Below are 18,640 nucleotides of genomic sequence, written 5' to 3'. Positions count from 1 at the left end.
TGAAAAAACCTCAGCAGTAACTTTGCTGAGGTTTTGGAAAAGCTTCAGAAAAGGGAGCAGGTCCCTCGGGAACGTTTCCGCCCAAATCGTTTCCCGAGGGACCCACTCAAGCCGGGGTGAGGCGCCCGGCGCTTTGGGATCGGGTCACCAACCATGGCTGGCGACCCGAGCTCTTGGTTACTACCTTACATCCGATTCCCAGCGCTTCGAGGCCTTGTGACCACTCTGCGTGCTGATCGTAATGATCTGCTTTTGTTGCTCCTGGTAACCGGGTGGCGGTCTTCCTTGCGGTAACCGCCTTCGTACACATCAACGAGCCCATCTACGGGGGGTTACGAGGTTCCGCAGAAATCTCCAGATTCTTTTTCCGGGGAGTGCGGAGAGTGGTCGTGAGGCACTTCGGTCCGAGGTGTTCCACGTGACGCCCGCCGCAGAACCGGCGTACCGGTCTGACCTACTCTGAGCCGACCGTTCTGATGAGGCAGGAGAAGGCATGAGCGAGATCCTGGACGTGGCACGTGAGCAGGTTCTGGGGCAGGGCACCGGGCTGAGCCAGGAGCAGTTGGTCGAGGTTCTCAGTGTTCCCGACGACCGGCTGCCCGAACTGCTCGCGCTCGCGCACGACGTCCGGGTGAAGTGGTGCGGCGAGGAGGTCGAGGTCGAGGGGATCATCTCGCTCAAGACCGGCGGCTGCCCCGAGGACTGCCACTTCTGCTCCCAGTCCGGTCAGTTCACCTCGCCGGTCCGGTCGGTCTGGCTGAACATCCCCGAGCTGGTCGAGGCCGCCAAGGAGACCGCGAAGACCGGCGCCACCGAGTTCTGTATCGTCGCCGCGGTCCGGGGGCCCGACGCACGGCTGATGAGCCAGGTGAAGGCCGGCATCGAGGCGATCAACGCCGAGGTCGACATCAACATCGCCTGCTCGCTCGGCATGCTCACCCAGGAGCAGGTCGACGAGCTGAAGTCGTGGGGCGTGCACCGGTACAACCACAACCTCGAGTCGGCCCGGTCGTACTTCGGCGACGTCGTCACCACGCACTCGTTCGAGGAGCGCTGGGAGACGTGCCTGATGGTGCGCGACTCCGGCATGGAGCTGTGCTGCGGCGGCCTGGTCGGGATGGGCGAGACGCTGGAGCAGCGGGCCGAGCTGGCAGCCCAGCTGGCCGAGCTCGACCCGCACGAGGTGCCGCTGAACTTCCTCAACCCGCGACCCGGTACGCCGTTCGGCGACATGGAGGTCATGGACGGCAAGGACGCGCTGCGGACCATCGCGGCGTTCCGGCTGGCGATGCCGCGCACGGTGCTGCGGTACGCCGGTGGCCGCGAACTGACCCTCGGCGATCTGGGCACGCGGGACGGACTGCTCGGCGGGATCAACGCCGTCATCGTCGGCAACTACCTGACCACCCTCGGCCGCCCGGCGACAGCGGACCTCGACCTGCTCGCCGAGCTGAAGATGCCGGTGAAAGAGCTGCAGAAGACGCTGTGACCGAGGTGTACTGCGGCCGATGCGGCCTGGAGTTGAGCGCCGGTGGGCACGACGACTGTGGCCGGGCGCTGGCGCTGGAGCCGCCGCGGTACTGCGCCGAGTGCCGCCGCCGGATGATCGTCCAGGTCCACCCGATGGGCTGGTCGGCCCGCTGCTCGGTCCACGGTGAGCTGACCTCTGGTTGAGCCCGGCTAGGCTGGTGGGCATGCCTGATGCCGTGCCTCGCCTGCTGGTCGCTCTGTACGGGCCGACCTCGGCGGGTAAGACCGCGGTGTCGGTCGATCTGTGTCTGCGGATCCAGGACGAGCTCGGGCTGCCGACGATGGTCGTCTCCGCGGACTCGCGGCAGGTCTACCGGTACATGGACATCGGCACCAGCAAGACGACGCCGGAAGAGATGCGCGGCATCCCGCACACGATGATCGACGTCACCGAGCCGGTGCGGAAGCTCGAGCTGGAGACGTTCGTCTCGCAGGCGCGCGGGCACATGGAGGAGACCTGGTCGGCCGGTGGCGTACCGGTGATCGTCGGCGGTACGAGCGTCTACGTCCGCTCGCTGCTCGAGGGCTGGGAGGTGGACGCGGTCGCCGAGGCGCGGAACGCGATCCGCCGGGACTTCCCGCGCAGTATGGCCGAGGACGCGTACGCCGTACTCGCCCGGCTCGACCCGAAGGCCGCCGGGAAGATCCACGAGAACAACTACGACGCGATCGTGAACGCGTTGGCACGGGCCATGGGCAACGATCCCGAGCGGGCCGTCGCACCTGCCACCCGGCAGGTCGTCTTGTCGGTCGATCGGGCCGCCGCCGAGATCGATCAGCGGGTCGCGGCGACGTACGACCACCAGGTCGAGCGCGGGCTGCGCGACGAGGTCCTCGGGTTGGACGAGCGGTACGACGTGTTGTCGCAGTACCGCCGGTTGGGGCAGAAGTCGCCGAACCAGGTCGTGCACACCCACGGGTACACCGAGTGGTTCGACGTGGCGCTCGATCGCGGGAAGGCGGTCGAGAATCTCAACGCGGACGACTTGGTCGAGGTTCGCAAGCGGGTGGTCGAACGCATCCAGACCCACACCCGCCGGCAGCGCGCCGCCATCCCCAAACTCACCGGCGTCCGCCCCGCCCGCAACGCCAACGACGCCTTCAACACAGTCAAAGCCGCCCTCGAAGCGCCGCCCCCTCGCCCCACCAACACCAAACCGAGCAACCCCGGCAGGTCCGGCCGCAGCTCCGGCACTTCGGGCTCCAACTCCGGCGGCGCCGGTGGTAAACGTGGCGGTGGTCGGTCGGGCCGTGGCGGCCAAGCCGGGCAGCCCAGTTCCAAACGCGGCTCTCGCCGCCGCTGACAACAGCAAGCCGGGGCAGACCGCACCACGGTCCACCCCGGCTATCGCAATCGGCCGGACGGGGCTCGGCTATCGCGACCCTTTGTGCTGGGCCGGCGCGGGTTCAGCCCCGGCCGTTGCCCTTCTTCTTCGGCGCGGCCTTCTTGGCTGCGGCGGCGGCGCGACCATTGGCGGTGTTCGGGTTGAGCTTCACGCGGCCGGCCTTGTGAGCTTTCCGACCGCCCTGGTCCTTCTGGCGCCGGGTCTGGCCTTCCTGGTGCGTCTGCTCGGTGGACGGACGCGCCCCCGAGGTGTGCTCGGCCTCGTTCTTCTTCTTGCCGTTGCTGCTGTTGTTGTTGCGTGACCTACCGAAAGCCATGAGTGTCCCATCCGTGCGAGCCGCGCCCATCGCGGCTTTCCGATGCTCGAGGTTTGCGTTCAAGCTGACGTGGTTTGCGAAGAAGCAGACGCTGCGATCGGGTAGTCGGTTCCCTCCCGTCTGCGGCGTTGGAAACATAACTGCGCCAGGGGTTCACCTCCCGTTCAGCGCGGTCTGCATCCGCTGCAGGCGTGACCCGGACGATCAGCTAAAGTCCATCTGTGGTCAACGCCGCCGCCGTCAACGTGCTCGCCGGGCTCGGTAAGGCCGGCTGGACGGTGCCGCAGGCGGTTGCGTACGAGATCGCGCAGGAGGGGATCCGGCAGGCGATCGGCTACTACTCGGAGCTGATCGCTGCCGAGGAAGCGACCGGCGAGCCCGATGCCGCCGCGATCGCCGGCTGGCGGGCAGAACAGCAGGCCTGGGCCGCGCGCGGACAGCAACTCACACCGGTGGACACCCGCGCGATCAAGCGCGTCCGCGCCGACGCCGACGATCTCCTCAGCGTCGAGGTCGACGACGAGGACGACGATTCCGACGAGGACGATTCCGACGAGGACGATTCCGACGAGGACGACGACGAGGACTCGGACCTCGAGGACTCAGATGACTCGGATGATGACGAAGACGACGAGATGGACGACGAGGCGCTGGAACGATCGTGACCGCACCCTGGGGGACTGAAGCAACCAGCGACGACGACCGGTACCTGCTCGACGACACCGAGAGCATGCGGATCTTCCGCGACCGCATCGTGCCCGACCAGCTGACCGGCGTACCGCAGGAGCAGCCGATCGTGGTGTTCGTCGGTGGTCAGCCGGGCGACGGCAAGGCCTCGATCACCGCGCTGGCGAAGGCGGTCCTCGCGCCCCGCGGTGGCCCGGTCGTCCTCAGCGCATTGACCTACGAGCCGTACCACCCGCGGTTCCACGAGCCGATCACCGAGGTGCCTCCGACCGCCGGCAAGTACGTCGCGTCCGACGGCCGGCGCTGGCTGGCGCGTGCCGAGGAGCTGGTGATCCAGGAGCGGTACGACGCGATCGTCGAGACCGAGTTCCTCGACCCGGACGAGTTCGGAGCGTCGGCCGCCCGGTTCAAGGCAGCCGGTTACCAGGTCGAGGTCGCGATCCTCGCGGTCAGCGAGGCGCTCAGCCGGTTCGGCGTACTCGAGCGGCACATGCGCGCGCTGGAGGACTTCGGGTTCGGCCGGCTGGCAGCGCCGAGTGTCCACGACGCCGGCTACGCGGGGGTACTGCGGGCGGCCGAGCTGGTCGACCAGGGGGAGTGGGCCGACCGGATCGGCGTACTGCGACCGGACGGTCAGCTGATCTACGGCAACCAGCGTGATGCCACCGGCGGCTGGCAGCAACCGGCGCGAACCGGCGACGCGATCGCCTGGGAGCGGGACCGGCCGTGGACCGTGGCGGAGTCGCGGTACTTCCTGGAGACCGCTTCGCGGGTCGGGCCGATCGGGCTCGCCGCGCCGGTGCAGTGGATCCGGGATGAGTCGCTCGACGGCGCCAAGGAGGCCACCACGATGGCGCGGTCGCGGTTGCATCCGGATGCGGTGACGTTGCACATCGCAACGGCCGGCACGCAGCAGTAGGAGACGTCGCCCACATCCTGGCCACCCGCGACGCTGCCGACGGCACGCAACGATTACCGTGGTGAATCCTCAGGACGGAGGCGGGAGACGGTGTCACAGTCGGTCAAAGCACTGCTACAGCAGGATTCGGAGCTGCTCTGGCATCCGTACTCCTCGCTGACCGCACCGTCGCCGGTCAGGCTGGTCCGGGGCGCATCCGGCGTACGGCTGCAGCTGGACGACGGTGCCGGCGGGACCGTCGAGGCGATCGACGCGATGGCGTCCTGGTGGTGCATGATCCACGGCTACCGGAACCCGGTGCTGGATGCCGCGGTGAAGAGCCAGGTCGATGACTTCAGCCACGTGATGTTCGGCGGGCTGACGCACGAGCCGGCGATCCGGCTGGCGGAGCGGCTGGTGGAGATCACGCCCGCACCGTTGCGGCATGTCTTCTTCTGCGACTCGGGCTCGGTCTCGGTCGAGGTCGCGATCAAGCTCGCGCTGCAGTACCAAGTTGCGCGCGGCAACAACGGCCGGACCCGGATGCTGACCGTCCGCGGCGGCTACCACGGCGACACCTTCGCGCCGATGAGCGTCTGCGACCCGGTCAACGGCATGCATTCGTTGTTCACCGGCGCCCTGAAGGAACAGGTCTTCGGCCCACAGCCACCCGCCGGTTTCGACCGCCCTGCCGACGATCCCGAGCTGCAAGCCTGGGCCGAGTCCGTCGCCGCGCTTGCCGAGCAGCATTCGGACGAGATCGCCGCGATCATCGTCGAGCCGATCCTCCAAGGCGCCGGCGGCATGTACCCGTACAGCCCCGCCTGCCTCCGCATCCTCCGCGAGCTGGCGGACCGCCACGGCTTCCTGCTCATCCTCGACGAGATCGCGACGGGCTTCGGTCGCACCGGCACCCTCTTCGCCTCCGAACACGCCGCCGTCGAGCCCGACATCCTCTGCGTCGGCAAGGCTCTGACCGGTGGCTACCTCACCCTCGCAGCCATGCTCTGTACGACGGACGTCGCGCAGACCGTCTCGAACGGCCCGGGCGGCGCCTTGATGCACGGTCCGACCTTCATGGCCAACCCGCTGGCCTGCTCGGTCGCGTTGGCATCGATCGAGCTGTTGTTGTCGCAGGACTGGGCTGCTCGGGTGGGCGCGATCTCCGCCGGCCTCTCGTCCGGGCTGGCTGCGGCGCGCGAGTTGCCCGCGGTGAAGGACGTGCGGGTGCTCGGCGCGGTCGGCGTCGTACAACTCGGTGGTCCCGTGGATCTGCCGCGGATGACCGAGGCGGCCTTGCGGCGTGGAGTGTGGGTGCGGCCGTTCCGTGACCTCGTCTACACGATGCCGCCGTACGTGTGCACCGACGAGGAGATCGCGACCATCGCGGCGGGGATCACCGGTGCGATCGAGGAGGCCGGCTGATGCTGGATGACTGGCTCGCCCCGAAGGCGGCTGCGTTGGAAGCGCGTGGTCTCACCCGGCTCCTGCGTGCGCGCGCCGCGGACGACGACCTGATCGACCTTGCCGGCAACGACTATCTCGGTCTCTCGCGCGATCCACGCGTGGTCGAGGCCGCGGCTGAAGCTGTGCGGACCTGGGGCACGGGGTCGACCGCGTCCCGTCTCGTGACCGGCACGACGGCGTTGCACGAGGAGCTCGAGTCCGCACTGGCTGCCTACGTGGGGCAGGAGACTGCGCTCGCGTTCTCGTCCGGGTACCTCGCCAACCTCGGCGTGGTCACCGCACTCGGCGGCCCCGGAACCCTGCTCGTGTCCGACGAACACGTCCATGCCTCGCTGGTGGACGCCTGCCGCCTGTCCCGGTCCCGCGTCGAGATCGTCCCGCACAACGACGTGGAAGCCGTCGAGAAAGTGCTTGCCGAGCGCAACGAGCCGCACGCGGTCGTGATGACCGAGTCCGTGTTCAGCGTGCTCAGTGACGAGGCCCCGCTCGCCGAGCTGGCCGCGACCACCGCCGCCCACAATGCCGTCCTACTCGTCGACGAGGCTCACGGGCTCGGCGTCACCGGCGGCGGCCATGGCTCTGTCCACGCCCAGGGGCTGGCCGGACGGGATCACGTCGTCGTCACCATGACGCTGTCCAAGTCCTTGGCATCCCAGGGCGGCGTGGTGCTCGGCCCGGCCGTCCTCCGCAACCACTTGATCAACCGCTCCCGCCCGTTCATCTACGACACCGGCCTCAACCCGGCCGCCTGTGCAGCCGCGTTGGCCGCGCTCGGCGTGCTCTCGGCGGAACCTGATCGCCCTGCGCGAATTCACGCGGCCACAGCCCACCTGGCCGCGACCTTCGGGGTCCCGCTCCCTGCTGGCCCGGTGGTCTCGATCCCCATGCCTGGCCCGCAACAGGCGGTCGAGGCAGCGGATGTCTGCCGCCGCAACGGCGTACGCGTAGGCAGCTTCCGGCCGCCTTCGGTTCCCGACGGGATCTCCCGTCTCCGTCTGACCGCTCACGCCGGTCTGTCGGGCGACGATCTCGATCGCGCCGGTGCGGTGATCGTCGACGCGATCGGGCAGGTCTCATGATCACGCTCATCACGGGGACGGACACCGGGGTCGGTAAGACGATCACGACCGCCGCCCTCGCGGTCCGCGCGGCCGGGACGGTTGCTGTCGTCAAGCCGGCTCAGACCGGGGTCGGGCCGGACGAGCCGGGGGACCTCGACGACGTACACCGGCTGACCGGGCTGACGAAGCTGCACGAGGGCATTCGCCTGCGCGATCCGTTGGCGCCAACGACCGCCGCGCGCCGGGAGGGGGTTGCGTTGCCCCCGGTTGCTGCGCACGCCAAGGCGATCGACCAGTTGACGCTGACGAACGACACCGTGTTCGTCGAGGGTGCGGGTGGGATCCTGGTCGGGCTGGATGCTGAGGGCAACAACCTTGCGGATCTTGCCGGTCAGCTGACGACACCGTTCGGTTTCGTGGTGGTGGCGCGGGCGGGCCTCGGAACGCTGAACCACACCGGGCTGACGGTCGAGGCGCTGCGGTCGCGCGGCCTGCCGATCGAGGGACTGGTGATCGGCTCGTGGCCGGAGCATCCGGATCTCGCCGAGGAGTGCAATCTCGCGGATCTGCCGGCGGTGACAGGTGTGCCGGTGATCGGTCGGATTCCGGCTGGTGCGGGGGCGCTCGATCAGGAGGCGTTCAAGGCCGCGGTGCCGAGCTGGTTCGAGTGAGCGGCTGTCCGGCTCGGTACGACGAGGCGCTGGGGTACTGGGTCGTCGACGATCCGGCGTCGGCGCGTGAGGTGTTGTTGGACCCGGAGACGTTCCGGCCGGACAACGCCGTACTCGCACACACGCCGCTGTCGGTGAAGGCGTTGCGGGTGCTGTCGGGGGTCGGGTTCGCGCTGCCGCCGACGCTGGCGAACAACGCGGGGGAGTCGCATCGGCCGATCCGCGCTGCTGTTGCCCGGTTCTTCAGCCCGGCGCGGGTCGCTGGTGTCGAAGCTCTGGCCCGTGAGCTGACCTCGCTTCGCGTCGTGGATGCGGCGGCTCGGCTGGTGGACGGTGTGCAGGTCGACCTGGTCCAGGCGATCGCCGCGGAGCCGCCGGCGCTGGTGCTGCTGCACTTGCTCGGTCTGGTGGACGTCGACATACCCGCGTTGAAGGCTTGGAGCCTGGACTCGCTCGAGCTGTTCTGGGGCCGGCCGGACGAGGACCGGCAGCTGGAGCTGGCTCACAGCGCGGCCGAGTTCTACGCCTGGCTGCGCGCGCGGACGTCCGCTACCCGGAAGGCACCGGCCGATGACCTGTTCGGCGCGGTGGTCGGCCTCGGCCTGACCGACGAGGAAGTCTGCGCCGTCGGCTACTTCCTCCTGATAGCCGGACAGGAAACCACCACCCAACTGATCTCGACCACCTTCCACCGGTCGCTTGGGGAGCTGGTGGAACCAGCGGATGTTGTCGAGGAAGTACTGCGGGAGGCCTCGTCCGTGCCGACTTGGCGCCGGATTACGGCTCGCCAGACGACCATCGGTGAGGTGGAGATGCCGGCCGGGGCGCCGGTCTTGCTTGGGTTGAGTGGACATGGCGGGCCGGCCGACCTCGCGTTCGGGATCGGCATTCACCGGTGTCTTGGCGCCGGGCTAGCTCGGCTGGAGGCTCGGGTTGCGCTGGAGTGTGCTCGGGAGCTGCTGGCCGGTGTACGGCTGGTCGAGGCGCCGCCGATGATCGACCTGCTCTCGTTCCGCGCGCCGAAGCGTCTCCTGGTTGTAACGGACGGTAACACCGGGGACAACTGATGTGGCTAGCGTCACGACTCGTGAGCTCAACCTCCCGATGCCGAGTGCGGCTGTGGTTCGGTCCGCATCAGATCTCCGACTACATCGGCGACCAGGCGGCTGCCGCCCGCTACGAAGCCGCGATGCGACGCCGCTTCCCCGGCCTGGAGATCACCAGCGATCCGTTGCCGGTGACCGCGGGTCCGGCGGATTACAGCCCTGCTGACCTGCACCGATAGGCTTTGCGGGTGGCAGAGCATGAGTTGGTCCTGGTCGTCGACTTCGGAGCGCAGTACGCGCAGTTGATCGCGCGCCGCGTGCGCGAGGCGAAGGTGTACTCCGAGATCGTGCCGCACTCGATGCCGGTCGAGGAGATGCTGGCGCGCGAGCCGAAGGCGATCATCCTGTCCGGCGGTCCGCAGTCGGTGTACGCCGAGGGCGCCCCGCGGGTCGAGACCGCGCTGTTCGAGGCCGGCGTGCCGGCGTTCGGGATCTGCTACGGCTTCCAGGCCATGGCGCAGACGCTCGGCGGCGACGTACGGCGGACCGGACTGCGCGAGTTCGGCCGCACCCCGGTCACCGTCAGCGAGCCGGGCACGCTCCTCGCGGACATCCCCGAGGACCTCAACGTGTGGATGTCGCACGGCGACGCAGTACACGCGCCGCCCGCAGGTTTCGCCGTCCTGGCCGCGTCCGAGGGTGCGCCGGTCGCGGCGTTCGAGGACCTGGACCGGCGGCTCGCCGGCGTGCAGTGGCACCCGGAGGTCCTGCACTCGCAGGCCGGGCAGGCCGTGCTCGAGCACTTCCTCTACCAGATCGCCGGCTGCAAGGGTGACTGGACGACCACCAATGTCGTCGACGAGCAGGTCGAGCTGATCCGGCAGCAGGTCGGCGACAAGCAGGTGCTGTGCGCGCTGTCCGGCGGCGTCGACTCCGCGGTCGCGGCAGCCCTGGTGCACAAGGCGATCGGCGACCAGCTGACCTGCGTGTACGTCGACCACGGTCTGCAGCGGGCCGGTGAGTCGGAGCAGATCGAGAAGGACTTCGTCGCGGCGATCGGGATCCGGCTCGAGGCGATCGACGCCGAGGAGCAGTTCCTGTCCGCGCTCGCCGGCGTCACCGACCCGGAGCAGAAGCGGAAGATCGTCGGCCGGGAGTTCATCCGGACCTTCGAGGCGACCGCACGCAAGGTGGACGCCGAGCGGCACATCGAGTTCCTGGTCCAGGGCACGCTGTACCCGGACGTCGTCGAGTCCGGCGGCGGCACCGGCGCGGCGAACATCAAGTCGCACCACAACGTCGGCGGCCTGCCGGACGACCTGCAGTTCAGCCTGATCGAGCCGTTGCGGACGCTGTTCAAGGACGAGGTCCGCGAGCTCGGCCTGGCGCTCGGTCTGCCGGAGACCATGGTCTACCGGCACCCGTTCCCAGGCCCCGGCCTGAGCATCCGGATCATCGGCGAGGTCACCCGTGAGCGGCTCGACATCCTCCGCGCGGCCGACCTGATCGCCCGCACCGAGCTGACCGCGGCCGGCCTCGACCGCGACATCTGGCAGTTCCCGGTGGTCCTACTGGCCGACGTACGGTCGGTCGGCGTCCAGGGCGACGGCCGCACGTACGGGCATCCCGTCGTACTGCGGCCCGTCACCAGCGAGGACGCGATGACCGCCGACTGGGCCCGCCTGCCGTACGACGTGATCGAGCGCATCTCGACCCGCATCACCAACGAGGTCGACGAGATCAACCGGGTGACCCTCGACGTGACGAGCAAGCCCCCGGGCACCATCGAGTGGGAGTAACTGGTCACAGCGGGTGAACCCTTCGGCTGTTACTGTCGAAGGGTCGCCTACTGACCACGGTGGGTGACTTCCTCGGGGGAGGGGGTCGTGGTGTTCCGCATTCATTTCGAATGCACGGACCTGGCCAGGACGACCATCGCGCAGCGGCCGGATCCGTTGTGGGAGGTCCTGCTCGGGCTTCATATCCTGCAAGGGGATGAGGAACCAGAGGTCTACGGGGCTTGGCGGGAGCGGGCGAGGTCCCGTTTGAGTGCGCTCGAGCGGGAGTTGCTCGCGTTGACGCCGCCGGTCGGGTACTCGCCGGATTTCCTCACGCCGCGGGCGGCGGGCGAAGGACTCGACGCGGGATTGACCGCGGTCGCGGCGACACCGGCTGTTCAGCTGAGGTCGGAGTTGCAGCGGCTGTCGGACAGCGTCCGGCTGCCGGCCTGGACCCGGCGGCTCGCGACCGGTGACACGAAGGTGATGACGCGGCTCGTGCATGGGCTGCGTTCGTTCCACCGGACCAAGATCGCGCCGCAGATGCCGATGATCGCGACCACGATCCAGCCGGCCGTTGCCCGGCACAACGACACCGTGGCGAGCGACGGCTTCGAGTCTCTGATCCCGGAGCTGCATCAGTCGCTGCGCTGGGACGCTCCGGTGCTCTCGGTGGACACGCCGCACATCGACCGCGACCTGCACCTGAACGGCCGGGGCCTGCGCCTGGTGCCGTCGTTCTTCTGCTGGAAGTACCCGATGATGCTGCTCGATCCGACGCTGCCACCGGTGCTGGTCTATCCGGTGCGTCACGATCCCGGGCAGCCCGAGGTCGTCGTGCGGCGTCCGGACCGCGATCGCGCCGTCGCCGACCTGCTCGGGAAGACCAGAGCGCTTGTCCTGAAGGGCATCTCGATCGGCGCATGCTCGACCAGCGAGTTGGCGGCGCGGGTCGGCATCTCGATGGCATCGGCCAGCGAACACGCCCGGATCCTGCACGACACCGGCCTCGTCACCACGCACCGGATCGGCAGCTCAGTTCGTCACAGCCTCAATCCGGTCGGCGCCGATGTCCTATCAGGTATCCGCACCTGAATGATCGTCTCCAGCCCGGCGTGGATCTCTCTTGATTTATAGGGGTTTCATCGCCTGGATGCCGTCGAGGAGGCGGTCTAGGCCGTAGCGGTACGAGTCGGCTGCCGTGGACTCGTAGCCCTTCGCGTGCCAGATCGTCGTCATCGCGGGATGCCTGTCGACGTCGAAGTACGTCTCCCACAGGTCGTTCCGCTCGTACCACCAGGCGTCGTTGGTCTGACCCGTGGCCCGTTCGACCAGTCGGCTCTCGGCCTCGAGGTGGGCGGCGGAGTCGACGTACGTCGTGATCGCGAGCGCGGCCGTGTTCGTCTCGGTCGCGCTGAGGCCGAGACCGAGCACCGCGGACAGCAGGTACTCGCGTCCGGCCAGCATGCCCGGGCCGACCGGCGGACGGATCGTGGAGACCTGCGAGAGCCACAGGTGTTGCTGGAACATCTCGCGCGTCTGCTGCGAGTAGATCTCCACCTGCTCGCGCCAGTCGTCGGGGCGTGGCGCATCTGGGCCCGGAAGGTCGCGCTCCACGAGCACCTGGTCGACCATCAGGTCCAGCAACTCGTCCTTCGACGGCACGTACGTGTACAGCGTCATCGTGCCGACGCCGAGCTCCTTGGCGAGCCCACCCATCGACGCCGCCGCGAGTCCCTGCTCGTCCGCCAGCCGGATGCCCGTCTGCACGACATCGTCCACGTTGAGCGACGGTCGCCGGCCCGCGCCACGCTGCCTGGCCGGCTCGTTCGATCCCGGCTCTGCCGCTGGGCGGCGGTGGTTGCGCCACAGCAACGCCAGCGTCTTGTCTGGCTGACCCTGACCGCTCCGCCGCTCGCTCACGCGGATAACGATAGGCGCTCGCTTGAATTCTCGTATACCCTACGAGAATTGTCGGCGGGAGGGGAATGGCATGACGATCCTGGTGACAGGAGCGACCGGCAGCGTGGGGCGGCTGCTGGTCGACGAGTTGGTGTCCGCGGGTGCGGCGGTGCGGGCGCTGACCAACAATCCGGCCCGCGCGGCGTTGCCGGACCAGGTGGAGATCGCCCGCGGGTATCTCGGGAGGCCTTCGACTCTGCCGGCCGCGTTGGCCGGCATCGACACGGTCTACCTCGCACCGCTTCCGGCGTACGTCGACGACTTCGTCCGCTGCGCGAAGGCGGCCGGCGTACGGCGCGTCGTCGTACTGTCGGGTGAGCCCGCCGACTATGAGGCGCAAGGGGATCCGTCGGGGTGGCACTACTACCGGATCGAGCGCGCGATCGAGGCGGGCGGCTTCGACTGGACGTTCTTGCGGCCGGGGGAGTTCATGAACAACACGCTCGGCTGGGCGCCGTCGATCAAGGCCGAGAGCGTCGTGCGAGCGCCGTACGCCGGGGCTGTGCAGACGCCGATCGACCTCGCGGATATCGCCGCGGTGGCGCGTGTGGTGCTGCTGTCGGAGCGCTTCAGCGGCCAGAAGATCATGATGAGCGGGCCGGAGGCGCTGACGCCGCCGGAGGAAGTCGAGCAGATCGCGAAGGCGATCGGGCGTGAGGTGCGGTTTGTCGAGCAGACGCCGCAGGAGTACCTCGACGAGCTTGCGCCGGCGATCGGGCTCGAGACCGCGCAGTGGTTGCTCGACGGCTTCCGGATGATGGCGGAGTATCCGATGAAGCCCGAGCCGGCCGTGCCCGAGCTCATCGGCAGACCCGCGGTGACCTACCGCGAGTGGGCGGTCGCCAACGCCGATGCCTTCCGCTGATCAGCCCGGGCTCGGGTTCGCTGTGATCAGCGCTCCGGGTCGTCCATGAACTTGCGAACATCTTGTGCGCAGCGGCAGGCGACCGCGATCTTGGCAGCCCACTCCAGGGCGGCCGCACGAGTAGGCACGTCGACGATCGTGAGGCCGCCGATGAGCTCCTTGCTCTCCGGGTACGGGCCGTCGGTGACGACCCCGTCGGTGGCGACGACGCCCCACTCCACGTCGCCGTCGTCGTAGCTCAGCCCGCCGCCGAAGACGTACACGCCGGCGTCCTTGGCCTCCCGAATCACCGCGTGGGCGGCCTTGCCGACGTCGGGGAAGTCCTCGGCGGGGATGTGGTCCATCGCACCTTTCTCGAACGAGATGAGGTACAGGCTCATATCTCAGCACTCCTTGTCCGGGCGGCCACCCGCCCTCTCACCCCTGCAACGAACGCCACGAGCCGGATCCGACAGCGGGCGTGGGCATCGTATTGGACATCCATGGGAACATGTGTTCGACTGTTGGGCATGAGGTGGGCAGGCCAGCAGATCGACGTCGAGACCCCGGGGACGCTGCCGGGGCTCGGGTTGATCGCGGGTCTGGTCCGGTCGGTGACGACACCGGAGTTCCAGGGCATCACCTTCCACGAGGTTGTCGCACGCTCTGCGCTGAACTCGGTGCCTGGCACCGGGTTGCCGTTCAACTGGACGGTCAATCCGTATCGCGGTTGCACGCACGCGTGTCGGTATTGCTTCGCCCGGCCGACCCACAAATACCTGGAGCTCGACACCGGGCAGGATTTCGATCGCCAGATCGTGGTGAAGACCAACGTCGCCGATGTACTCCGACGTGAACTGGCCCGATCGTCCTGGAACCACGAGCAAGTTGCCTTAGGCACCAATACCGATCCGTACCAGCGCGCCGAGGGTCGCTACCGCCTGATGCCCGGCATCATCGAGGCTCTCGCCGCGTCCGGCACGCCGCTCTCAGTCCTCACCAAGGGCACCTTGCTCCGGCGAGATCTGGGGCTGCTGGCTGCAGCGGCTGCCGAAGTGCGGGTCGGCATCGGCATCTCACTGGCGCTCGGCGACGAAGAACTCCGCCGCCGCCTCGAACCTGGCGTCCCGTCGGTCCGCGGTCGCCTGGACCTGATCCGCGCCATCCGCGAGGCCGGCCTCCCGTGCGGCGTCATGGTCGCACCCGTCCTCCCATGGCTCACCGATTCGGCCGACCACCTGGACCACCTCTTCGCCCAGCTAGCCGAAGCCGGCGCCACCGGCGTGACCACCCTCATCCTCCACCTACGCCCCGGCGTCAAAGACTGGTTCATGAGCTGGCTGGCCCACGACCACCCCGACCTCGTCTCCCGCTACGAATCCCTCTACGCCCACGGCTCCTACGCCAGCCCCAGCTACCGCAAAGCCTTCGAAGACAAGGCTCGCCCCCTCCTGGACAAACACGGCTTCGGCCGAGGCTCGTCCCACCGCTCCAAACCCATCAACGGCATGCACCCCAACGGCGTCGTCGAGGTCCCCGGCTCCATCTCCGACTCCGGCTGGGGCGAGCCCGACCCCACCACCAGCCGCTTCCGCTCCCCACCCCGCCGCCAACCGCCTCCCGAAGTCCCGGACCAACAAACCCTCTTCTGAAGCCGGCTGCCGGTTTAGTGGGTAGGTGCGAGGGGGTGAGATTTGAGATTGTTGGCTGTGCGGGAGATCAGGGTTTCTGGAGGTCAGGCGCTCACGATGGCCACCGCGTTGTTGCAGCGGGTCCGGCTGGCTGGCGGCCAGGCTGGTACGTGGGAGGCCGCGGATGTGCAGTGGTGGTCCCGGAAGTCACGTCGGTCGGACGATGTCGAGCAGTTGTTCTGGGTCGACGGTGATGGGCCTGTTGCCGGGGTCCTGTTGACGAGTTGGGCCGACGACGACTGGCAGTGCGATCCGATCATCGTGCCGGGGGTGACGAGCCCTTCAATTGATCAGGTTTGGGCGGGCGCGGTTGGGCAGGTCCGTCGTCACGCGGTCGGCTCGTTCGAGGTTCCTGTGCGTGATGACGATCGCCGATTGGGCAGCCTGGTTGTTGGGGCGGGGCTTGTCGCCGGCGAGCGGTCGAGCATCGCCTGGATGGAAGCCGCCGACCGGCCGCGGGTCGCCGAACCTCCCGAGGGGTTTGTCCTCGTCGATCGCACTCAACGACCGGGAACTCCACATCCGATGCGCCATCGGAACGGCGACGAGGTGGAGGAGCGTCTTCGTCGATGCTCCCTGTACGACCCGCAGCTTGACCTCGCCATCGAGACGCTTGACGGGCGGGGCGTCGCCTACTCGCTCTACTGGTTCGACGCGGTGACGAAGGTTGGCCTCGTCGAGCCGGTGAGAGTGGAAGACGAGTACCACCGCCGCGGCCTCGCTCGAGCCATGCTCACCACTGGCATCGAGCGGCTGGCAGCTCGAGGCGCGCGGCGTCTGAAAATCGGCTTCGAATCCGCGCCCGCAGCTGCCTTGTACGAGGGCCTCGGCTTCCAGCTCACCACAACTGTCACGTCCTACGGAGGAAGCGTCGACAGCATCTGAATCGACGCCGGTAAGACCTCGGATGGCAGGCGATCTCGCCGTCACTCAGTCGCGTAGTCCGGAGCGTGGGTCGGCCGCCGTACTTACGGGAGGGTGAGGATTTGGGGGCCTTCGGGGGTGATGGCGACGGTGTGTTCGGCGTGGGCGCCTCGGGTTCCGTCGGCGGAGCGGAGGGTCCATCCGTCTTGGTCGATGACGTACGTCGAGCCGGGGCCGGACCAGAACCAGGGTTCGATGGCGAAGACGTGGCCGGCGCGGAGTTTGAGGCCTCGGCCGGGGCGGCCGCCGTTGGCGATGTGGGGGTCTTCGTGCATGCGGCGGCCGACGCCGTGGCCGCCGAAGTCGAGGTTGGTGCCGACGCCGTCGCGCTTGCCGATGCGGCCGATCGCGGCGCTGATGTCGCCGATGCGGTTGCCCTCGACGGCGGCCGCGATGCCCGCGGCGAGTGCTTCCTCGGTGGTCGCGATCAGCTCGAGGTCCTCGGGTCGCGGCGTACCGACGCAGAAGCTGGTCGCCGCGTCGGCGCACCATCCGTCGACCGACGCGCCGCAGTCGACGTTGAGGAGGTCCCCGTCCTGCAGGCGAAGGTCGCTCGGCAATCCGTGCAGTACGGCGTCGTTCACCGACGTGCAGATCACCCCGCTGAACGGCGACGTCGCGAACCCGGGCTGATACCCCTCGAACAACGACACCGCCCCGGCAGAACGCAGTACGTCCCGGGCGACCTCGTCGAGCTCGCGGAGCGAGACGCCCGCAGCGGCCTGCTTCTTCACCGCGGCCAGCGCTGTGCCGACGACCCGCCCGGCCTCGCGCATCTGCTCGATCTCTGCCGCCGTCTTCAACTCGACCATCGTTTGCTTCCTCGTTCACGACTCGATGTACCCAGATAACTATACCGGTACTATTATCACACTCATGGTCCGACCACCTCTGTCCACCTGGGACCGCGAACGCGGTCGTCAGCTCGGCCGTCTGCTTCGCGAGGCACGCGGTGAGCGCAGCATGGTCGAGGTGGCTGCGGCGTGCGGTGTCTCGGTCGACACCCTGCGCAAGATCGAGACCGGCCGGATCCCGACGCCGGCGCTGTTCACGGTGGCCGCTGTCGCCGCCACCCTGGAGATTTCCCTCGATGACCTGGTCGACGCCTGTCAGGACAGCAAGCCGGAAAGCAGAGCAGGCAGCTCCGACCTGATCGCGTAGGACACGATCAGGTCTCCGTCCCAACCAAATCCCCTGGCGCCGCGTCTTCATCGGCGACGAAGGGGGTGGGGATGGCAGTACGACGACGTGCGGTGCTCGGGGGCATGCTGGCCGGCGCCGCGGCAGTGGCGACGACCGGGTGTATCGCGGACACCTATGCGAATACGACCGGCGATCACGGCACGAAGAGCACCACGAGCGCGAAGCCGAAGCAGGGCAACCAGCCCGATCGGATCACGGTCGTCGCGACCGGCGACGTACTGCTCCACGAGCGTCTGTGGACAACCGCGAAGCGTGACGGCAAGGGTGGGGACTGGGACTTCGCACCGCTGATGAGCAGCGTGAAACCCCTTGTGCAAAAGGCGGATCTCGCGATCGCGCACCTGGAGACCCCGCTAGCACCCGCCGGCGGTCCGTACCACGGCTACCCGCTCTTCCAAGGTCCGCCGCAGATCGCGACCGCGCTGAAGCAGACCGGGTACGACCTGTGCACGACCGCGAGCAACCACAGCTTCGACGGTGGCGCGAACGGTGTCGACCGGACCCTGAACACCTTGGAGAAGGTGGGGTTGAAGCACGCGGGTACGGCGCGGTCGCGGGCCGAGGCCGAGCAGACGACGATCGTCGACGTCGGCGGGGTGAAGATCGCTTCGCTCAGTTTCACGTTCGGGTTCAACGGGCTGCCGTACCCGAACGGGCAGACCTGGCGCGCGGGCAAGATCGACGCGAAGACGATCGCTCGCAAGGCGCAGGAGGCGAAGGATCGCGGCGCCGATCTGGTCCTGGTCAGCTGCCACTGGGGCACGGAGTACTCGAGCAAGCTGAACGACCAGCAGCGTGAGGTCGCGCCGCAACTGCTTGCTGACAGCAACATTGATCTGGTGATCGGGCACCATGCGCATGTCGTGCAGCCGATGGAGCAGATCAACGGCAAGTGGGTCGCGTACGGTCTGGGCAACCTGGTCGCCGCGCATCGTGAGCCCGAGACCACGAAGGCCGAGGGTTTGCTGGTGCGGTTCACGTTCAAGCGTGACGGGGATCGATGGTCGACCGAGCAGGCCGAGTTCGCGCCGCTGCTGATGACGGACGTGCTGCCGGTGCGGGTTCTCGACGTACGGCGGGAGCTCGCGAAGGGCACGTCGGTGGCGAAGAAGAGCCGGCTCGAGCTGGCACAACGGCGGACGACGGAGACCGTTCTGTCGCTCGGTGCAGCGCCGAAAATGCTTTGAGTTGATGCGGTACGGCGGTCTAGGGTCCG

At 68.3% G+C, this 18,640-nt stretch carries 21 protein-coding genes; 17 read left to right on the top strand and 4 right to left on the bottom strand.

Annotated features, from left to right (window positions below):
- Positions 1–493: 493 nt before the first annotated feature.
- The 3 genes from bioB to OHA10_RS05245 are packed head-to-tail and all read left to right on the top strand — an operon-like array spanning position 494 to position 2,834.
- Complete coding sequence (gene bioB / locus OHA10_RS05255) at positions 494–1,489, top strand: biotin synthase BioB (RefSeq protein WP_371405056.1); 996 nt, start codon at positions 494–496, stop codon at positions 1,487–1,489.
- Positions 1,486–1,674 carry a hypothetical protein gene (locus OHA10_RS05250; RefSeq protein ID WP_371405055.1) on the top strand — a complete coding sequence of 63 codons (189 nt, stop codon included), beginning with the start codon at positions 1,486–1,488 and terminating at the stop codon, positions 1,672–1,674. Before bioB ends, OHA10_RS05250 begins: the two co-directional genes overlap by 4 nt.
- 20 nt (positions 1,675–1,694) lie before the next feature.
- Positions 1,695–2,834, top strand: coding sequence for a tRNA (adenosine(37)-N6)-dimethylallyltransferase (locus OHA10_RS05245; RefSeq protein WP_371405054.1), 1,140 nt, complete (start codon positions 1,695–1,697; stop codon positions 2,832–2,834).
- A 103-nt stretch (positions 2,835–2,937) separates the two neighbouring features.
- Here OHA10_RS05245 and OHA10_RS05240 read toward each other — a convergent pair whose 3' ends face one another.
- Positions 2,938–3,192, bottom strand: coding sequence for a hypothetical protein (locus OHA10_RS05240; RefSeq protein WP_371405053.1), 255 nt, complete (start codon positions 3,190–3,192; stop codon positions 2,938–2,940).
- A 221-nt stretch (positions 3,193–3,413) separates the two neighbouring features.
- Here OHA10_RS05240 and OHA10_RS05235 point away from each other — a divergent pair, with 221 nt between their 5' ends.
- The 9 genes from OHA10_RS05235 (at position 3,414) to OHA10_RS05195 (ending at position 11,895) form a co-directional block, all read left to right on the top strand.
- A complete protein-coding gene (locus tag OHA10_RS05235; protein WP_371405052.1) occupies positions 3,414–3,857 on the top strand; it encodes a hypothetical protein in 444 nt (147 codons plus the stop codon).
- Complete coding sequence (locus OHA10_RS05230; RefSeq protein ID WP_371405051.1) at positions 3,854–4,798, top strand: zeta toxin family protein; 945 nt, start codon at positions 3,854–3,856, stop codon at positions 4,796–4,798. Before OHA10_RS05235 ends, OHA10_RS05230 begins: the two co-directional genes overlap by 4 nt.
- A gap of 90 nt (positions 4,799–4,888) precedes the next feature.
- Positions 4,889–6,202 (top strand): adenosylmethionine--8-amino-7-oxononanoate transaminase, encoded by a 1,314-nt coding sequence (locus tag OHA10_RS05225; RefSeq protein ID WP_371405050.1) that lies wholly within the window; start codon positions 4,889–4,891, stop codon positions 6,200–6,202.
- Complete coding sequence (locus OHA10_RS05220; RefSeq protein ID WP_371405049.1) at positions 6,202–7,323, top strand: 8-amino-7-oxononanoate synthase; 1,122 nt, start codon at positions 6,202–6,204, stop codon at positions 7,321–7,323. The genes OHA10_RS05225 and OHA10_RS05220 overlap by 1 nt, the downstream gene beginning before the upstream one ends.
- Positions 7,320–7,976, top strand: coding sequence for a dethiobiotin synthase (gene bioD, locus OHA10_RS05215; RefSeq protein ID WP_371405048.1), 657 nt, complete (start codon positions 7,320–7,322; stop codon positions 7,974–7,976). Before OHA10_RS05220 ends, bioD begins: the two co-directional genes overlap by 4 nt.
- On the top strand, positions 7,973–9,043 hold the full coding sequence (locus tag OHA10_RS05210; protein WP_371405047.1) for a hypothetical protein: 1,071 nt from the start codon (positions 7,973–7,975) through the stop codon (positions 9,041–9,043). Before bioD ends, OHA10_RS05210 begins: the two co-directional genes overlap by 4 nt.
- Before the next feature lie 20 nt (positions 9,044–9,063).
- Positions 9,064–9,261: a hypothetical protein gene (locus OHA10_RS05205; RefSeq protein ID WP_371405046.1), complete on the top strand. Its 198-nt coding sequence runs from the start codon at positions 9,064–9,066 to the stop codon at positions 9,259–9,261.
- A gap of 9 nt (positions 9,262–9,270) precedes the next feature.
- On the top strand, positions 9,271–10,821 hold the full coding sequence (guaA, locus tag OHA10_RS05200) for a glutamine-hydrolyzing GMP synthase (protein WP_371405045.1): 1,551 nt from the start codon (positions 9,271–9,273) through the stop codon (positions 10,819–10,821).
- Positions 10,822–10,908: 87 nt separating this feature from the next.
- Complete coding sequence (locus tag OHA10_RS05195) at positions 10,909–11,895, top strand: ArsR/SmtB family transcription factor (protein WP_371405044.1); 987 nt, start codon at positions 10,909–10,911, stop codon at positions 11,893–11,895.
- Positions 11,896–11,931: 36 nt separating this feature from the next.
- On the opposite strand, the gene OHA10_RS05190 is transcribed toward OHA10_RS05195, so the two are convergent.
- Positions 11,932–12,723, bottom strand: a complete 792-nt coding sequence (locus OHA10_RS05190) for a TetR/AcrR family transcriptional regulator (protein WP_371405043.1) — start codon at positions 12,721–12,723, stop codon at positions 11,932–11,934.
- 70 nt (positions 12,724–12,793) lie between these two features.
- Between OHA10_RS05190 and OHA10_RS05185 the strand changes: the two genes are divergently transcribed.
- The gene (locus tag OHA10_RS05185) at positions 12,794–13,627 is read left to right on the top strand and encodes an NAD(P)H-binding protein (protein ID WP_371405042.1); all 834 of its coding nucleotides are present in this window, start codon (positions 12,794–12,796) and stop codon (positions 13,625–13,627) included.
- 26 nt (positions 13,628–13,653) lie between these two features.
- Here OHA10_RS05185 and OHA10_RS05180 read toward each other — a convergent pair whose 3' ends face one another.
- On the bottom strand, positions 13,654–14,007 hold the full coding sequence (locus tag OHA10_RS05180; RefSeq protein WP_371405041.1) for a YciI family protein: 354 nt from the start codon (positions 14,005–14,007) through the stop codon (positions 13,654–13,656).
- Positions 14,008–14,136: 129 nt separating this feature from the next.
- On the opposite strand from OHA10_RS05180, the gene OHA10_RS05175 reads away from it, so the two are divergent.
- Positions 14,137–15,258 (top strand): Rv2578c family radical SAM protein, encoded by a 1,122-nt coding sequence (locus OHA10_RS05175; RefSeq protein ID WP_371405040.1) that lies wholly within the window; start codon positions 14,137–14,139, stop codon positions 15,256–15,258.
- A gap of 96 nt (positions 15,259–15,354) precedes the next feature.
- On the top strand, positions 15,355–16,182 hold the full coding sequence (locus tag OHA10_RS05170; protein WP_371405039.1) for a GNAT family N-acetyltransferase: 828 nt from the start codon (positions 15,355–15,357) through the stop codon (positions 16,180–16,182).
- 83 nt (positions 16,183–16,265) lie between these two features.
- Here the strand turns inward: OHA10_RS05170 and map are convergent, their stop codons facing one another.
- Positions 16,266–17,033 (bottom strand): type I methionyl aminopeptidase, encoded by a 768-nt coding sequence (gene map, locus OHA10_RS05165; protein WP_371405038.1) that lies wholly within the window; start codon positions 17,031–17,033, stop codon positions 16,266–16,268.
- Between the two features lie 64 nt (positions 17,034–17,097).
- On the opposite strand from map, the gene OHA10_RS05160 reads away from it, so the two are divergent.
- Complete coding sequence (locus OHA10_RS05160) at positions 17,098–17,382, top strand: helix-turn-helix domain-containing protein (RefSeq protein WP_371405037.1); 285 nt, start codon at positions 17,098–17,100, stop codon at positions 17,380–17,382.
- A gap of 71 nt (positions 17,383–17,453) precedes the next feature.
- Positions 17,454–18,611: a CapA family protein gene (locus tag OHA10_RS05155; protein WP_371405036.1), complete on the top strand. Its 1,158-nt coding sequence runs from the start codon at positions 17,454–17,456 to the stop codon at positions 18,609–18,611.
- The last annotated feature ends 29 nt before the right edge of the window (positions 18,612–18,640 follow it).

Source organism: Kribbella sp. NBC_00662 (assembly GCF_041430295.1).
Lineage (GTDB): Bacteria > Actinomycetota > Actinomycetes > Propionibacteriales > Kribbellaceae > Kribbella.
Note: the sequence above shows the minus strand (reverse complement) of the source record. Positions and strands in the feature narration are given on the sequence as shown.

What these genes read in the sequence shown, in the direction of transcription:
- bioB (WP_371405056.1), top strand. Translation starts at nt 494, where the DNA reads ATGAGCGAGATCCTGGACGTGGCACGTGAGCAGGTTCTGGGGCAGGGC.
- OHA10_RS05245 (WP_371405054.1), top strand. Translation starts at nt 1,695, where the DNA reads ATGCCTGATGCCGTGCCTCGCCTGCTGGTCGCTCTGTACGGGCCGACC.
- OHA10_RS05240 (WP_371405053.1), bottom strand. Translation starts at nt 3,192, where the DNA reads ATGGCTTTCGGTAGGTCACGCAACAACAACAGCAGCAACGGCAAGAAG.
- OHA10_RS05220 (WP_371405049.1), top strand. Translation starts at nt 6,202, where the DNA reads ATGCTGGATGACTGGCTCGCCCCGAAGGCGGCTGCGTTGGAAGCGCGT.
- bioD (WP_371405048.1), top strand. Translation starts at nt 7,320, where the DNA reads ATGATCACGCTCATCACGGGGACGGACACCGGGGTCGGTAAGACGATC.
- OHA10_RS05185 (WP_371405042.1), top strand. Translation starts at nt 12,794, where the DNA reads ATGACGATCCTGGTGACAGGAGCGACCGGCAGCGTGGGGCGGCTGCTG.
- OHA10_RS05180 (WP_371405041.1), bottom strand. Translation starts at nt 14,007, where the DNA reads ATGAGCCTGTACCTCATCTCGTTCGAGAAAGGTGCGATGGACCACATC.
- OHA10_RS05175 (WP_371405040.1), top strand. Translation starts at nt 14,137, where the DNA reads ATGAGGTGGGCAGGCCAGCAGATCGACGTCGAGACCCCGGGGACGCTG.
- OHA10_RS05170 (WP_371405039.1), top strand. Translation starts at nt 15,355, where the DNA reads ATGGCCACCGCGTTGTTGCAGCGGGTCCGGCTGGCTGGCGGCCAGGCT.
- map (WP_371405038.1), bottom strand. Translation starts at nt 17,033, where the DNA reads ATGGTCGAGTTGAAGACGGCGGCAGAGATCGAGCAGATGCGCGAGGCC.
- OHA10_RS05160 (WP_371405037.1), top strand. Translation starts at nt 17,098, where the DNA reads ATGGTCCGACCACCTCTGTCCACCTGGGACCGCGAACGCGGTCGTCAG.
- OHA10_RS05155 (WP_371405036.1), top strand. Translation starts at nt 17,454, where the DNA reads ATGGCAGTACGACGACGTGCGGTGCTCGGGGGCATGCTGGCCGGCGCC.